A 16,280-nucleotide genomic window follows, 5' to 3' on the forward strand; every position below is an offset into this window, starting at 1 on the left:
ACGCCGGTGTCAGCGCCGGCGCACGCCCTGCCCCCGCGGGAAGACCCACGTCCGGCAGACCAGGAAGCGGAACGCCGACGCCAGGACGATCGAGACGGCCTTGGCGATGTTCGAGGCGAGGGGGCCGCTCATGGCCGCGCCCTGGTACGCCGCGTAGAACAGGACGCTCTCCATCGCCACGCCGATGCCGCTGAAGACGAAGAAGAGGGCGATCTGGCGCTTGGTGCGCGAGGCGCGGTCCCGGTAGGCGAAGAAGCGGAACCCCAGGTAGTTGGTGCCCATCGCCACGCAGCTGGCGATGGCGGTGGCGGTCATCGCGCCGGAACCGAAGCCGTGCAGAAGGAGGTTGAAGACGAGCAGGTTGACCGCGACCCCGCTGCCGCCCACCAGGCCGAACTTCACCAGCTCCAGGACGAGCAGGCGCAGCCGTACGAGGAGCGGGCGGGGCGGCGGGGCCGGCGCGGCGGCGGGCGTCGGGGCGGGCGGCGCCTGCGCCGGGGTGGAGGGCGTGGCCTCCGTCAGGGTGGGCGGCGTCATCCGCGCGCCCCCGGGCCGCCGCCCGCGGCTCTCGCGCCGAGCCGCAGCCTCCACGGCATGGCGATGGACTCCAGCTGCACCATGAGGTTCATCTTCGACTCGCCGGCCACGCGGTCCTCGAAGTGGATCGGCACCTCCATGACGCCGAAGCCGCGCCGCAGCGCCCGGTACTTCATCTCGACCTGGAAGCTGTAGCCCGCGCTGTCCACGGAGGCCAGGTCGATGGCGCGCAGGGCGTCCGCGCGCCAGAGGTTGAAACCGCCGGTGATGTCGCGGACGCGGGTGCCGAGGATGGTGCCCGCGTAGGCGTTGGCCCAGCGGGAGAGCAGTCTGCGGTGGGCGCCCCAGGCGTCGGCGAGGGTGCCGCCCTCGACGTACCGGCTGCCGATGACGACACCCGCGTCGGTGGCGAGCGCGACGCCGAGCAGCTCGGCGGCCTTGGCGGCGGGGTGGCTGCCGTCGGCGTCCATCTGGAGGACGTACTCGGCGCCCTCGGCGACGGCCCGCGTCATCCCGGCGGCGTAGGCGCGGCCGAGGCCGTCCTTCTCGGTGCGGTGCAGCACGCTCATGCGGGCGCTGCCGTACCGCTCGGCGAAGCGTTCGGCGATGGCGCCCGTGCCGTCGGGGCTGGAGTCGTCGACGACGAGGAGCCGCAGGCCCGGCAGCGGCAGCGCCATCAGGGCCTCGGCCATGCCGGGCAGGTTGTCCGCCTCGTTGTACGTGGGCATGACCACGGTCAGCGGTGTGGCGGCCCAGGTCTCGGGCAGCCGCGCGGCGAGGCCTTCGGAGAAGTCCTGGTTCTCTGGGGTGTTCACGGTCATGACTCAAGCCCTTCGGTGGTCCGCGGTCGGGCAGCACGCCCGCCCCCTGCCTTCATCGCGTCGCCGCGACCTTCCCGCGCCGTGGATCTCGTGATCTCGTGCCTCCGTCAGACAATCTCACCCACCTTAGCCCGAATGCCCGAATTGATACGGTATGGCGAGTCCCCTCACCCGTTCCGCGTCCCGCGGGTGGTCCATCGGCCCCCGCGGACCACAGGCCCTACCGAAGACGCCACCGGCCCCGCCCACGTTGCTCAGCGGCCCCTGACGGACCGGCCGCACCGACGCACGCGGCAGCCGGACCGCCCCGACGCACGCGGAAGGGGGCGCCCAGAGCCGCAAGGCCCGGGGCGCCCCCTTCACATACCGCCGATGGCGGCTACGAATGCGTGCGCAGCAGCGTCCGCATCGTCCGCATCGCGACCGACAGGTTGGCCAGGTCGAAGGAGTCCGAGCTCTGGATCTCCTCCAGGGTCGTCCGCGCCCGGCTCAGGATCGGGGCGTTCTTCTCCTCCCAGGCCTTGAAGCGCTCCTCCGGCGTGGACTCGCCGTTGCCCGCGGCGAGCACGTCGGCGGTGAGCGCCGCGTGCGCCGCGTACAGGTCCTCGCGGATGGAGGCGCGCGCCATGGACTGCCAGCGGTCGGCCCGCGGCAGCTCGATGATGCGATCCATGAGCTGGGTGATCCGCAGCCGGTCGGCGAGGTCGTAGTACACCTCGGCGACGGCCATCGGCTCCTTGCCCGTCCGGTCGGCGACGGCCACGATGTCCAGCGCCGGGAAGGCGGAGGAGAACCCGGCGACGCGCTGGGCGAGGTCCTCGGGGACGCCCGCGCCGGTCAGCTCGTCGCGGATGCCCTGGTACCACTCCGCGTCCGAGCCGCGCAGGAGCCGCGGCAGCTCGTCCCAGACCCGGGCGACACCCTCGCCGAAGAAGTCGATGGTCTCGGCGAGCTGGAGCGGCTGCGGCCGGTTGTTGAGCAGCCAGCGCGCGCCGCGCTCGACCAGCCGGCGCGAGTGCAGCCGGATGCGGGTCTGGACGTCGGCGGCGACGACATTGTCGAGCGCCTCGACCGCGTCCCACACCTTGCTCAGGCCGAAGATCTCACGGGCGGCGAGCTGCGCCCGCACGATCTCCTCCAGGGAGGCACCCGTCTCCTCCCGCAGCCGGTGCAGGAACGTCGAACCACCGGTGTTGACCGTGTCGTTGACCAGGACGGTCGTGACGATCTCACGGCGCAGGGCGTGCCCGTCGACCTGCTCGGGGAACCGCTCGTGCAGCGCCTTCGGGAAGTACGCGTGCAGCAGCCGCTGGAGGTAGGCGTCGTCCGGCAGCGTCGTCTGGATCAGCTCGTCGGCGGCCGTGATCTTCGTGTAGGCGAGGAGCACGGCGAGCTCGGGCTGGGAGAGCCCGCGCCCGGAGTTGAGCAGCTCGCGGATCTGCCGGTCGTTGGGCAGGAACTCCAGGCTCCGGTCCAGGTGGCCCTGCTTGCCGAGCCTGCGCATGAAGCGCTGGTGGGCGTGGAGCAGGGACGGCGACTGGGCGACGGCGTTGGCGAGCGCGGTGTTCTGCGCGTAGTTGTTGCGCAGGACCAGGTGCCCGACCTCGTCGGTCATCTCGGCGAGCAGCTTGTTGCGCTGCTTGACCGTCATGTCGCCGTTGGCGACCACCGAGTTCAGCAGGATCTTGATGTTCACCTCGTGGTCGGAGGTGTCCACGCCCGCGCTGTTGTCGATGGCGTCGGTGTTGACGCGGCCGCCGTCGCGCCCGAACTCGATGCGGCCGAGCTGGGTGAGACCGAGGTTGCCGCCCTCGCCGACGACCTTGACCCGCAGATCGGCGCCGTTGACGCGGATGGCGTCGTTGGCCTTGTCGCCGACGTCGGCGTTGGTCTCCGCCGTCGCCTTCACGTACGTGCCGATGCCGCCGTTCCACAGCAGGTCCACGGGGGCCTGGAGGATGGCCTTCATCAGGTCGGCCGGGGTCATCTTGGCGGTGTTGCCCTCGATGCCGAGCGCCTTGCGGATGTGGCCGTTGAGCTGGATCGCCTTGGCGGAGCGGGGGAAGACCCCGCCGCCCGCGGAGAGCAGCTCCTTGTCGTAGTCGGCCCACGAGGAGCGCGGCAGTTCGAACAGGCGGCGCCGCTCGGCGTAGGAGGTCGCGGCGTCCGGCTGCGGGTCGATGAAGATGTGCCGGTGGTCGAACGCGGCCACCAGACGGATGTGCTCGGAGAGCAGCATGCCGTTGCCGAACACGTCACCGGACATGTCGCCGACGCCGACGACGGTGAAGTCCTCGGACTGCGTGTCGGTGCCCAGCTCCCGGAAGTGGCGCTTCACGGACTCCCAGGCGCCGCGGGCGGTGATGCCCATGCCCTTGTGGTCGTAGCCGGCGGAGCCGCCGGAGGCGAAGGCGTCCCCGAGCCAGAAGTCGTACGACTCGGCGACCTGGTTGGCGATGTCGGAGAACGTCGCGGTGCCCTTGTCGGCCGCGACGACGAGGTACGTGTCGTCCTCGTCGTGCCGCACGACGTCCGCCGGGGGCACGACCTCGCCCGCCACCAGGTTGTCGGTGATGTCGAGCAGCGCCGAGATGAACGTCTTGTAGCAGGCGACGCCCTCCGCCAGCCACGCGTCGCGGTCCACCGAGGGGTCGGGGAGCTGCTTGGCGACGAAGCCGCCCTTGGCGCCGACGGGCACGATGACGGTGTTCTTGACCATCTGCGCCTTGACCAGGCCGAGGATCTCCGTACGGAAGTCCTCGCGCCGGTCGGACCAGCGCAGACCGCCGCGCGCGACCTTGCCGAAGCGCAGGTGCACGCCCTCGACGCGGGGCGAGTACACCCAGATCTCGTAGGCGGGGCGGGGCGCGGGCAGGTCCGGGATGGCCTGCGGGTCGAACTTCATGGAGACGTAGGAGTGCGGCTCGCCGCTCTCCGTCTTCTGGAAGAAGTTGGTGCGCAGCGTCGCCTTGATGACGGTGAGGAAGGAGCGCAGGATGCGGTCCTCGTCCAGCGACGCCACCTGGTCGAGCGCCCCGTCCAGCTCCTCGAGGAGCCCGTCGGTCAGCTCGGTGCCGGCGCGCTGGCGTTCCGGCGACATCCGCGCCTCGAACAGCGAGACGAGCAGCCGCGTGGTGTGGACGTTGTTGCGGAGGGTGTCCTCCATGTAGTCCTGGCTGAACGTCGAACCCGCCTGGCGCAGGTACTTCGCGTAGGCGCGCAGCACCATCGCCTGGCGCCAGCCGAGACCCGCGCGGAGCACCAGCGAGTTGAAGCCGTCGACCTCGGCCTCGCCGGTCCAGGCGGCGGCGAAGGCCTCCTGGAAGCGGTCGCGGCCGTCGTCGCCGAGGTAGTCGCCGTTGCCGCCCTGCGCCTTCGGCATGCGCAGACCGAAGTCGTAGATCCACGCGTGCGTGCGGTCCGCGCAGCGCAGTTCGTACGGGCGCTCGTCGGTGACCTCGACGCCCAGCCGCTGCAACACCGGCAGCACGGCGGAGAGGGACACCTGCCCGCCGGAGCGGTAGATCTTGAAGCGGCGCTCGCCGGGGGCCGCGCCCACCGGCTCGTACAGGGAGAGCGCGAAGTCCTTGCCGCCCTGGACGAGCTGCTCCAGGTGCTGGAGGTCGGCGACGGCGGCGCGCGGGGTGTGGTCGGCCTTGTAGCCCTCGGGGAAGGCGTGCCCGTACCGGCGGATCAGCTCGGCGGCGCGCTCCTCGCCGCACTCGGCGGTCAGCGCCTCGGCGAAGCCGTCGGCCCAGGAGCGGGCGGCGTCCACGAGCCGGCCCTCGATGCGCTCGATGTCGGCGTCGGACAGGTCGGGGACCTCGGCGCCCTTGGGCACCCTGACCACGAAGTGGATGCGGGAGAGGATCGACTCCGTGTTCCAGGCGGTGAAGTCGACGCTGGCGCCGTTCAGCTCCTCCTTGAGGATGTCGATGATCCGCAGCCGGACGCCGGTGGTGTAGCGGTCGCGCGGGAGGTAGACGAGGGCGGAGTAGTAGCGCCCGTACTCGTCCTTGCGCAGGTACAGCCGGAGCCGGCGGCGCTCCTGGAGGTACAGGACGCTCGTCACGATGGCGCGCAGCTCGTCGGCCGGCGTCTGGAACAGCTCGTCGCGCGGGTAGGTCTCCAGGATCTGGAGCAGGTCGCGCCCGTCGTGGCTGTTGGCCGAGAACCCGGCGCCCTTGAGGACTTCCTGGACCTTGCGGCGGATGACGGGCACACGCCGTACGGACTCGGTGTACGCGGCGGACGAGAAGAGCCCGAGGAAGCGCCGCTCACCCACCACGTTGCCCTCGGCGTCGAACTTCTTCACGCCGACGTAGTCGAGGTAGCTGGGGCGGTGGACCGTGGCCCGGCTGTTGGCCTTGGTCAGCACCAGGAGCCGGTGCTCGCGGGCCTTCGCGCGCGCGTCGGCGGGCAGCCGGTTGAAGGACGGGCTCACCGGGTGGTGGTCGTCGCTGTCGTGCTGCGGGTCGGCGCGCAGGATGCCGAGACCGGTGCCGGGGACGGCGGCGAGGGAGTCGTCCTCCGTGAGGTCGTACTCGCGGAAGCCCAGGAACGTGAAGTGGTTGTCGGCGAGCCAGCGCAGCAGCTCGCGGGCCTCCTCGACCTCCTGGTCGGGCAGGTCGCCCGCGGTCGGCTCGGCGGGCAGCTCGTCGGCGATGCGCAGCGCGGCGTCGCGCATCTTCTCCCAGTCCTCGACCGTCTCGCGCACGTCGGAGAGGATGCGCAGCAGATCGGCGGTGATCTGCTTCAGGTCGGCGCGGTCGGTCTCGCGGTCCATCTCGACGTGGATCCACGACTCGACGAGCGCGTCGTGCGGCCGCTCGCCGCCCAGGTCGCCGGTCAGGACCTCGAGGAGCTTGCCGGTGACGTCACGGCGTACGACCACCTGGGGGTGGATCACGACGTGGATGCCGCGCCCCTGGCGGGAGAGCTCGTTGGTGACGGAGTCGACGAGGAAGGGCATGTCGTCGGTGACCACCTCGACGACGGAGTGGCTGCAGGTCCAGCCGTTCTCCTCGACCGTCGGGGTGTGGACCCGCACATTGGCCGTCCCCTGGGGGCGGCTCTCCGCGAGGCGGTAGTGCGAGAACGCGGCCCCGAAGACGTCGACCGGGTCGCGGTCGGCCAGGTCCTCCGGAGCGGTGTGCAGGTAGTAGCGCTGGAGGAACGCGAGAGCCGTGTCCTGGTCCGGCGTGGCCCCGCTCGTCGTCCCGGTCGGTGCACCGCTCGGAAGGCGCCCCCCGACCGGGCTGTTCTCAGCTACCCGGGCGGCCCGCGCGAGCAGCTCGGTCTTGGCTTCGTCCAGCTTGGTCTGCATTGTCCTCTGACTCCTGTCGCGCGCCGTTGCGTGACGTAGAAGGAAGTGATGTGACGTAACGCCGCGACGCGGGTTCTCCGGCCGGGATCGACGTTATGCCGCGGTGAAAGAAGTGCGGACGGCTTTCCGCCATTCTCAGCGGTTCCACTGACGGATGGCTGGGTCGGCTCGGTCGGCCGTACCGCGAAGAAGCGTCAGCGAGGCCCCGGGCGCGGATGTCCTCCGTGTGTCCCGGGCGCAGGGCGGGGGCGTCCATGCCCCCGCGGGATATCGCGCTGATCACGGGTCAAGGCTATCGCTCCGCACCGGGCCGCCGTCATGAGCCGTATGTGTACAAAACCAGGGCCCGAACATGGACAGTCTGCACAGTCCCGCCGGCACGTGCCCCGAGGCCGGCCCCCTTGGCAAACCGGACGCCGGCGTGCACGTTGAGCAGGACGGCAAACGGACGTGTGCGAGGACTCGGAAGGCGAGCGCCGATGGCAGCCAAGATCCTGATCGTGACCGGTGACGCGGCGGAGTCACTGGAGGTCCTGTACCCCTACCAGCGGCTGCGCGAGGAGGGCTACGACGTCCACATCGCCGCCCCGACCCGCAAGACCCTCCGCTTCGTGGTCCACGACTTCGAACCGGGCTTCGACACGTACACCGAGAAGCCCGGCTACACCTGGCCCGCCGACCTCGCCTTCTCCGAGGTCGATCCCGGTCAGTACGTCGCCCTGGTGATCCCGGGCGGCCGGGCCCCGGAGTACCTGCGCAACGACCCGGAGCTGCGCAAGATCCTGAAGTCCTTCTTCGACGCGGACAAGCCGGTGGCCCAGATCTGCCACGGCCCGCTCCTGACGGCGGCCATCGGCAGCCTCGGCGGGCGCAGGGTCACGGCGTACCCGGCCCTGGAGCCGGACATGCAGGCGGCCGGGGCGACCTTCCAGGACGCGGAGGCGGTGGTGGACGGCACCCTGGTCTCCTCCCGCGCCTGGCCGGACCACTCGGGCTGGATGAGGGAGTTCCTCACGGTGCTCCGGGCGAAGGCGCCGGTGACATAGCTCAGGCGGCCAGGCGCTCCGCCTCGGCCACGGCCTCCGCCAGGCTGTCGACGACGGGCACCCCGGCGGTCTCCAGGCTGCCCCGGCTGTGCGAGCCGCCGGTGTAGAGCACGGCCCGCGCCCCGACGTGCGCCGCGGCGACCGCGTCGTCCACGGCGTCACCGATCACGACGACCCGCTCGGCCGCCGCGACGACCCCTTCGAGCGCGGCGAGGTGCCGCGCCATGCGCTCGGCCTTGCCGGCGTGGGAGCTGTCGGTGCGCCCGTCGATCCGTACGAAGTGCTCCTGGATGCCGTGCCTGCGCACGATCGGCACCAGGTGCTCGTGCGGGGCCAGCGACAGCAACGACTGCGTACGCCCACCGGCCCGCCGCTCGGCCAGCAGCTGAGCGGCCCCCTCGGCGAGCCCGCAGGTCTCGGCGCGGGCCCAGTAGTGCTTGTGGAAGACGGCGTCCATGAGCTGCCACTCGCTGTCACTCGGCAGCCGCCCCATGAGCCGCTCGTAGAACCGCGGCACCGGCACGCAGTACAGCTCGCGATACCGCTCCAGCGTGATCGGCTGGAGGCCGAGCTCGGCGAAGGACGCGTTCGTGGCCTCGATCACCGCATGGATGTCATGCAGCAGAGTCCCGTTCCAGTCCCAGACGATGTGCGCCCCAACTTTCCCCATCCCCCAAACCTACCCATCCCCCCACCCCCCGAGACCCCCGGACCCGGCTCCGCTCCCCGCGGACGCGGGCCCGCTCGGACCCCGAGGACGCACGAGGGCGCGAGGTGACGTGGAGGTATGCGCGAGCGCAGCAGAGGGCTTCCGCCGGGCCCCGCTGTCCCGGTGAGGCGCCGGCGCCGGGATGGCGAGCTGCTCATACCGCCGCGGCGGCGCCCCACAAGCACGGGACGCCTCCGTACGACGGCCGGACAACGCCCCACGGCCGAAGACCGGCACCCACGAGCGCCCCACCCCAGGCCCGCTCCCCGAAGGGCAAGGCCCAGAGGCGAGGCCAGCAGCCAGACCGAGAGGTCGGGCCCTGGGGTCGGACCCCAGGGGCCAGGCCCAGCAGAGGTCAGGCCCTGAGATCAGGCCCAGCAGAGGTCAGCTACAGAGGTCGGGCCAAGGGGCCAGGCCGCTCAGAGAAGCCCGGGGATCTCCTGCGTGGCGAACCAGAGCAGCTCATGCCCCTCCGCCCCGTCCACGAGGAACCCCGCGTCGGCGTCCCCGAGATCCGCAGCCCCCAACGCCGCAGCGGCGGCGGCGACGTCCCCCTCCGCCTCGACGGAGTCGACATGCACGGCCGCGGCCTTGGCCAACGGCAGCGCGGAAGCGAGCCGCACCTCCCCCAGCGCCCCCTCGTCGAGCCCCCGGTCGGGGTCGGCGACGGCCGCCCCGTCCGGCACGTCCGCCGCGAGGACGACCCGCCGCCGCGCCGCCCCGGGGTCCCCCGCGACCAGCCGCAGCGAGGCAAGCGCCGCCCGGTTCAGAGCCGCGTACTCCAGCTCCTCGATGTCGTCGGAGACGTACCACTCCCGCAGCGCGGGCGTCACCGCGTAGGCCACCAGCGGTCCCGGCCCCAGCTCGCCCGCCTTGTGCGCCTCGGCGAGCCGGGGAAGGGTCAGGGGAACGTAGACACGCATGGAGAGACCGCTTTCGCTCAACGTCCGCACCAGGGCGGACTCGGGCCCGCGCGGGCGGGCCCGTAGCCGTGGAAAGGATCCCCAGGATACGTCCGGGAGTCCCCCATCGAGCTCCCCCCGCCCCTCGCGCGGCCGTCACCCCGGCGCCGCCGATTCACCCGGTGCCCCCCAGCGGCCACCGGGTCTCCGCCGCCCGCGTTCCCCCGGATAAGTGAATCCGGGCCCGCCGCTCGGGCCCCCGGCCGAGCCTTGCGCCCCGCCCCGCCGCCCCCGTACAAGAACGGCTACACGAAGTTACCGCCCGGTACGAAGGAGGCACCCCGTGCGCAAGGTGATGACGAGGCGCCCGGCGGCGACCCGCCCGCCCGCAGGCCGGCCCCCGACCCGCAGGGACACCCGCACGAGCCGCGTCCCGGCCCGTCCACCGGCGCCGGGCCGCCCGCAGGGCCTCGTCCCCGCCCAGCCGCCCCCGCACCCCACCGAGCTCTTCACCGAACGCCTGGTCCTCGTTCTCAGCGGCCAGCGTCCCGTCCACTGGCTGGCCAGGCACATCGCCGGCGCCGCCTACGACGACCTGGCCCGCCTCGCCGAGCTGAGCCCCCTCTGCGCGGACGGCCGCCGCCCCGCCGTCCACCGCATCGGCCACTACCAGCCCCACCCGGACGCCTACGAGGTCTTCGTCCGCGTCGCGACGGGCCCGAGGCTCCGCGCGCTGGCGTTCCGCCTCGCCCTGGGCGCGGACCGGAAGTGGCGCTGCACGGCGGTGGAAGTGGCTCTGGAGGGCGGCAGAGGCAGCGGGACCGGCGAGGGAACCGGAAGCTGAGGGACCGGCCCCAGGAACCGAGGCGAGGCTCCGGGAGACGAGCACCGGGCTCCGGCAGGCGAGGGCCGGGCTCCGGGAAGCGCGGGCCGGGCTCCGGGAGGAGTCCTGCGGCGGGCACGCGAGAGGGGCCGGAAGTGAGAACTCCCGGCCCCTCTGGAAAAACTTCGGGCTGCGACGCTACTTCTTGCGCCGACGCCCGCCCTTCTGGGCCTTGCGCCGCTCGGCACGGGTCATCCCGTCCGACTCCGAGCGCACGCCCGCGCCGTCCGTGGCGAAATCACCCTCGTCGACACCGCCCTCGGCGTTCGGCGCCTGGAAGTGCAGGCGGTCCGGCCGCTGCGGGGCCTCAAGGCCCTTGGCGCGGATCTCGGGCCGCGCCCCGGCGGGAACCGCGTCCTGCACGCCGTCCTTGGAGAGCGAGGTGGCGGACGCCGCGTCCTCGACCGGGACCTCCTCGACCTGCTGCTCGACCTGGACCTCCAGGTTGAACAGATAGCCGACGGACTCCTCCTTGATGCCGTCCATCATGGCGTTGAACATGTCGAAGCCCTCGCGCTGGTACTCGACCAGCGGGTCCTTCTGCGCCATGGCCCGCAGGCCGATGCCCTCCTGGAGGTAGTCCATCTCGTAGAGGTGCTCGCGCCACTTGCGGTCCAGCACCGAGAGGACGACCCGCCGCTCCAGCTCACGCATGATGTCGGAGCCGAGCTGCTCCTCACGCGCCGCGTACTGCTGGTGGATGTCGTCCCTGATGGACTCGGAGATGAACTCGGCGGTCAGACCCGCGCGGTCACCCGCCGCGTCCTCCAGCTCCTCGATGGTGACCGCGACGGGGTAGAGCTGCTTGAAGGCGCCCCACAGCCGGTCCAGGTCCCACTCCTCGGCGAAGCCCTCGGCGCTCTCGGCCGCGATGTACGCGTCGATGGTGTCGTCCATGAAGTGCGCGATCTGCTCCTGGAGGTCCTCGCCCTCCAGGACGCGGCGGCGCTCGCCGTAGATGACCTCGCGCTGCCGGTTGAGGACCTCGTCGTACTTCAGGACGTTCTTACGCGTCTCGAAGTTCTGCTGCTCGACCTGCGACTGCGCGGAGGCGATCGCGCGCGTGACCATCTTGTTCTCGATCGGCACGTCGTCCGGCACGTTGGCCATGGACATCACGCGCTCGACCATCTGCGCCTTGAACAGGCGCATCAGGTCGTCGCCGAGCGAGAGGTAGAACCGGGACTCGCCGGGGTCGCCCTGACGGCCGGAACGACCGCGCAGCTGGTTGTCGATACGGCGCGACTCGTGCCGCTCGGTGCCGAGGACGTAGAGCCCGCCGAGCTCCTTGACCTCTTCGAACTCGGCCTTCACGGCCCGCTCGGCCTTCTCCAGGGCGGCCGGCAGCGCGGCCGCCCACTCCTCGACGTGCTCGACGGGGTCGAGGCCGCGCTGGCGCAGCTCCGCCTCCGCGAGGTCGTCGGGGTTGCCGCCGAGCTTGATGTCGGTGCCTCGTCCGGCCATGTTCGTGGCGACGGTGACGGCGCCCTTGCGGCCGGCCTGGGCGACGATGGTCGCCTCACGGTCGTGCTGCTTGGCGTTGAGCACCTCGTGCTGGATGCCGCGCTTGGAGAGCTGCTGGGAGAGGTACTCCGACTTCTCCACCGAGGTGGTGCCGACCAGGATCGGCTGGCCCTTCTCGTGCTTCTCGGCGATGTCGTCGACGACGGCCGCGAACTTCGCCACCTCGGTGCGGTAGATCAGGTCGGACTGGTCGGCGCGGACCATCGGCCGGTTCGTCGGGATCGGCACGACGCCCAGCTTGTAGATCTGGTGGAACTCGGCGGCCTCGGTCATGGCCGTACCGGTCATGCCGGACAGGCCGCTGTCGTAGCCGTCGCGCTTGTAGAGGCGGAAGAAGTTCTGCAGGGTGATCGTGGCGAGCGTCTGGTTCTCGTCCTTGATGTCCACCCCTTCCTTCGCCTCGATCGCCTGGTGCATGCCCTCGTTGTAGCGGCGGCCGGCGAGGATACGGCCGGTGTGCTCGTCGACGATCATGACTTCGCCGTCGATGACGACGTAGTCCTTGTCCTTCTTGAAGAGTTCCTTGGCCTTGATGGCGTTGTTCAGATAGCCCACCAGAGGCGTGTTCACCGACTCGTAGAGATTGTCGATGCCGAGCCAGTCCTCGACCTTGCCCACGCCGGACTCGTGGATGGCGACGGTGCGCTTCTTCTCGTCGACCTCGTAGTCGCCGGTCTCCTCGATGCCCTTGAGCTGGTTGCCCGGCTCACCCTTGGTGAGGCGCGTGACCAGCTTGGCGAAGTCGCCGTACCACTTGGTGGCCTGGTCGGCGGGGCCGGAGATGATCAGCGGCGTACGGGCCTCGTCCACGAGGATCGAGTCGACCTCGTCGACGATCGCGAAGTTGTGGCCGCGCTGCACCAGCTCGTCCTTCGACCACGCCATGTTGTCGCGCAGGTAGTCGAAGCCGAACTCGTTGTTCGTGCCGTACGTGATGTCGCAGTTGTACTGCTCGCGGCGCTGGGCCGGCGTCATGTTGGCCAGGATGCAGCCGACGCTCAGGCCCAGGAACTTGTGGACGCGGCCCATCATCTCGGAGTCGCGCTCGGCGAGGTAGTCGTTCACCGTGATGAGGTGGACGCCCTTGCCGGACAGGGCGTTCAGGTACGCGGGGAGGGTACCGACGAGGGTCTTGCCCTCACCGGTCTTCATCTCGGCCACATAGCCCATGTGCAGCGCGGCGCCGCCCATCATCTGGACGTCGTAGTGGCGCTGGCCCAGGACGCGCTTGGCGGCCTCGCGGACGGTCGCGAAGGCCTCGGGCAGGAGGTCGTCGAGGCTCTCGCCGTCGGCGTACCGCTCCTTGTACTCCTGGGTCAGCGCGCGCAGCTCGGCGTCGGAGAGGCTGACGAAGTCCTCTTCGATGGAGTTGACCTGGTCCGCGATGCGGTGCAGCTTGCGCAGGATCTTGCCTTCGCCTGCACGCATGATCTTCGAGAGGACGGACACGGGGGTTGGTCTCCTTGCCGGTCGGGCCTGGCATGGTCGGGTTTTACTCGTCGGGCAACGGCCATCGTATGCGAGGACCCGGCTGCGCCGGGAGGTCTGCCCTCAAGGTCAACGGACGAGGAGGGCGGAAGGTGCCGGGTCGGTTCCACGAGTACCTCGGGCGGGGTGGACGCGACGGCCCGGCGGCGGCTCCCGCGACAGCCCGGCGGCGGCTCCCGCGACGGCCCGGCGGCGGGCATCCCGACGGCTCGACGGCGGGGGATCGCGGTGCCCCGCAAAAGGGCTGGCCCCCGGGACAGCGCCCCCTCATCATCGCTTGATGGAGCCCGTCACACTCACCACCGAACGCCTGTGCCTGCGCGTCTTCACGCCCGCCGACATCGACGAGGTCTTCGAGGCGTGCCAGGACCCGGACATCCAGCGCTGGACCACGATTCCCTCGCCGTACGCGCGCGTGGACGCCGAGAACTTCGTGCGCGCCATGGTCCCCGCCGGGTGGCGGGACGACTCGGAGTACACCTTCTCCGTGCGGCCCCGCGAGGGCGGCCCGCTGATCGCCGCCGCGAGCCTGCACCACCCGCACTCGGGCACCTGGGAGGTCGGCTACTGGACGGCGAAGGAGCACCGCGGCCGGGGCCACATGACCGAGACGGTGCTCGGCCTCGCCCGCTGGGCCTTCACGGACCTGGGCTGCCGGCGCCTGGAGTGGCGTGCGGAGGTGGGCAACACCGGCTCCCGCGCGGTCGCCGAGAAGGCCGGTTTCACCGTCGAGGGCGTGCTCCGCGCGGGCCTGCTCAACAAGGGCACGCTCCGTGACGTCTGGATCGGCGCCCTGCTCCCCTCCGACCTCGGCCTGCCTTCACCGCTCCCGTACCTGCCCGCGCGGTCCTGACGCCGCCGTCTTCGGCGCCGGGAGCTTTCACCCTTGATTCCGGGCCCGGTTGTCAGTGCCGCCGCCTATCGTTTCGACCATGACGAGCCTGCCGCGCCCCGCCATCGAACTCTCCGCCGACGAGGCCCGCCGCATCGCCCTGCGCGCCCAGGGATTCCTCGGCGCCCCGGACCGCAGGGCCGGTGTGCGGGGCGTGCTGCGGCATCTCGGCGCGGTCCAGCTCGACACGATCTCGGTCCTCGCCCGCTCCCACGAGCTCATTCCGTACGCGCGGCTCGGCGCGGTCGGCCGCGACACCGTCGAGGCGGCGTACTGGACGGCGCGCACCCCGGCCGGCCCCGGCGCCTTCGAGTACTGGTCGCACGCCGCGTGCATCCTGCCCATCGAGGAGTGGCCGCACTTCGCGTTCCGCCGCCGCGCCTACCGCTCCCGCCCGCAATGGCACCACGACCTGCCCGACGGGGCGTACGGCCAGGTCATCAAGCAGCTGCGGGCCGAAGGCCCGCTCACCGCCACGGAGTTGGGCGGCGCGAAGAACAAGGGCGAGTGGTGGGACTGGTCCGAGTCGAAGATCGCCGTGGAGCGCGCGCTGATGTACGGCGAGGTGGTGTGCACCGAGCGCCGCTCCTGGAAGCGGGTGTACGACCTGGCGGAGCGCGCGATCCCCGAGGCGCTGCTGCACGACGACCTGAGCGACGTGGAGTGCCTGCGCCGCCTGGTGCGCCTGGCCGGTGAGTCGCTGGGCGTGGGCACGCGCGCGGACATCGCCGACTACCACCGCCTCAAGGGCGAGCAGTTCGACCTGGTGGTCGCGGACTCGGGTCTGGTGCCGGTGACGGTCCAGGGCTGGGACAAGCCCGCGTGGGCCGATCCGAAGGCGCTGGAGACGACGCCGCGCGGCCGGCACCGCACGACGCTGCTCTCGCCCTTCGACTCCCTGGTCTGGGAGCGGGCGCGCACGGAGCGGATCTTCGGTTTCACGCACCGCCTGGAGGCGTACGTGCCCAAGCCGAAGCGGATACACGGCTATTTCGCGATGCCGCTGCTCGCGGGCGGCCGGCTCCTCGGCCGGGTCGACCCGGCGCGCGAGGGAAGCACGCTGGTGGCCAAGCAGGTCTCGCTCGACACCCCGAAGGCGGTCGAGCCGATGGCCCAGGCTCTCCTGGAGGCGGCTTCATGGGTCGGCTGCGATTCCGTACGGGTGGAGCGGGTGAACCGCCCCGACCTTGCGGCCGGCCTGGTGCGGGCCCTCGGCTGACGACTCTCTGCTGCCTCGGCTGACGACCCCCTACTGACGGTCCGCGGCCGGCGATCGGAGGTCGGCGGTCCGCGGCCGGTCCGGGCGGCCGGGCCTCATCTGATCTCGAGGATCTTCTCCCGCATCGCGTAGACGACGGCCTCCATCCTGGAGTGCAGCTGAAGCTTCTCCAGGATGTTGCGCACGTGGTTCTTCACCGTGTTCTCGGAGATGAACAGCTCTTTGGCGATGTCGCGGTTGTTCATCCCGGTGGCGACGAGCTTCAGCACTTCCAGCTCGCGGTCGGTGAGCCGGGGGGCCGGGACCAGACGGCGCTCGTCGGTGCGCTGGATCATGGACTTGAACTCGGTGAGCAGCTTCGACGCCATCGACGGGCTGATCTGGGACTGCCCGTCGGCCACCGCGCGGATCGCGGTGGCCACCTCGTCCGTGGAGATCTCCTTGAGGAGGTAGCCGGTGGCGCCCGCCTTGATCGCGTCGTAGAGGTCGGCCTCCTCGTCGCTGATCGTCAGCATGATGATCTTTGCGCTGGGCGCGACCTCCTTGATCGAGGTGCACGCCTCGATGCCGCCGCGCTTCGGCATGCGCACGTCCATGAGCACGATGTCGGGCAGCAGATCGGCGGCCTTGTCCACCGCCTCCGCGCCGTCGCCCGCCTCGCCGACGACCTGGATGTCCTCCTCCGCCGCGAGGACGATCTCCAGGCCACGGCGGAAGAGCGCGTGGTCGTCCACCACAAGGACCCTGATCGGCTCCTTGCGTGGGGCGTCCGCGTCCGTGCCGATGCCGATGCCGTCGCCGGCACCTCCGCGATGCATCGGTCCGAAGCTGTCCGCCATCGTTCCTCCCCCATGAAGGCCGTGGCCTGTTGTGCCTCTGCTGCGCCAACCCGAGGCGGCAGCACACCGGTTGGCCGGCGGGGTCATGATTTCA

Annotated in this window: 11 protein-coding genes; 4 read left to right on the forward strand and 7 right to left on the reverse strand. The window is 71.2% G+C overall.

The window, feature by feature from the left end; all coding sequences use genetic code 11:
• Window positions 1–9 precede the first annotated feature (9 nt).
• The 3 genes from DCW30_RS06950 to DCW30_RS06960 all read right to left on the reverse strand — a co-directional run bounded on the left by DCW30_RS06950 (window position 10) and on the right by DCW30_RS06960 (window position 6,684).
• Entirely contained in the window at window positions 10–537 is a 528-nt protein-coding gene (locus DCW30_RS06950; protein WP_079250398.1) for a GtrA family protein, read from the reverse strand.
• A complete protein-coding gene (locus tag DCW30_RS06955) occupies window positions 534–1,352 on the reverse strand; it encodes a polyprenol monophosphomannose synthase (RefSeq protein WP_472573276.1) in 819 nt (272 codons plus the stop codon). The genes DCW30_RS06950 and DCW30_RS06955 overlap by 4 nt, the downstream gene beginning before the upstream one ends.
• 385 nt (window positions 1,353–1,737) lie before the next feature.
• Window positions 1,738–6,684 (reverse strand): NAD-glutamate dehydrogenase, encoded by a 4,947-nt coding sequence (locus DCW30_RS06960; RefSeq protein WP_076685850.1) that lies wholly within the window; start codon window positions 6,682–6,684, stop codon window positions 1,738–1,740.
• A gap of 479 nt (window positions 6,685–7,163) precedes the next feature.
• Between DCW30_RS06960 and DCW30_RS06965 the strand changes: the two genes are divergently transcribed.
• A complete protein-coding gene (locus DCW30_RS06965; protein ID WP_062780690.1) occupies window positions 7,164–7,730 on the forward strand; it encodes a DJ-1/PfpI family protein in 567 nt (188 codons plus the stop codon).
• Between the two features lies 1 nt (window position 7,731).
• On the opposite strand, the gene DCW30_RS06970 is transcribed toward DCW30_RS06965, so the two are convergent.
• The gene (locus DCW30_RS06970) at window positions 7,732–8,400 is read right to left on the reverse strand and encodes an HAD family hydrolase (protein WP_076685849.1); all 669 of its coding nucleotides are present in this window, start codon (window positions 8,398–8,400) and stop codon (window positions 7,732–7,734) included.
• Between the two features lie 458 nt (window positions 8,401–8,858).
• Complete coding sequence (locus DCW30_RS06975) at window positions 8,859–9,362, reverse strand: DUF6912 family protein (RefSeq protein WP_062780701.1); 504 nt, start codon at window positions 9,360–9,362, stop codon at window positions 8,859–8,861.
• A 322-nt stretch (window positions 9,363–9,684) separates the two neighbouring features.
• On the opposite strand from DCW30_RS06975, the gene DCW30_RS06980 reads away from it, so the two are divergent.
• A complete protein-coding gene (locus DCW30_RS06980) occupies window positions 9,685–10,185 on the forward strand; it encodes an Rv3235 family protein (RefSeq protein WP_076685848.1) in 501 nt (166 codons plus the stop codon).
• 177 nt (window positions 10,186–10,362) lie between these two features.
• On the opposite strand, the gene secA is transcribed toward DCW30_RS06980, so the two are convergent.
• Entirely contained in the window at window positions 10,363–13,197 is a 2,835-nt protein-coding gene (gene secA, locus DCW30_RS06985; RefSeq protein ID WP_062780687.1) for a preprotein translocase subunit SecA, read from the reverse strand.
• A gap of 319 nt (window positions 13,198–13,516) precedes the next feature.
• Here secA and DCW30_RS06990 point away from each other — a divergent pair, with 319 nt between their 5' ends.
• Together DCW30_RS06990 and DCW30_RS06995 are read left to right on the forward strand one after the other, a co-directional pair.
• Window positions 13,517–14,089 carry a GNAT family N-acetyltransferase gene (locus tag DCW30_RS06990; RefSeq protein ID WP_076685847.1) on the forward strand — a complete coding sequence of 191 codons (573 nt, stop codon included), beginning with the start codon at window positions 13,517–13,519 and terminating at the stop codon, window positions 14,087–14,089.
• Between the two features lie 79 nt (window positions 14,090–14,168).
• Window positions 14,169–15,347: a winged helix-turn-helix domain-containing protein gene (locus DCW30_RS06995; RefSeq protein WP_076685846.1), complete on the forward strand. Its 1,179-nt coding sequence runs from the start codon at window positions 14,169–14,171 to the stop codon at window positions 15,345–15,347.
• Between the two features lie 95 nt (window positions 15,348–15,442).
• On the opposite strand, the gene DCW30_RS07000 is transcribed toward DCW30_RS06995, so the two are convergent.
• Window positions 15,443–16,186 carry a response regulator gene (locus DCW30_RS07000; protein WP_062780684.1) on the reverse strand — a complete coding sequence of 248 codons (744 nt, stop codon included), beginning with the start codon at window positions 16,184–16,186 and terminating at the stop codon, window positions 15,443–15,445.
• Window positions 16,187–16,280 lie beyond the last annotated feature (94 nt).

This window comes from Streptomyces alfalfae, from assembly GCF_004127445.1.
GTDB lineage: Bacteria > Actinomycetota > Actinomycetes > Streptomycetales > Streptomycetaceae > Streptomyces > Streptomyces alfalfae.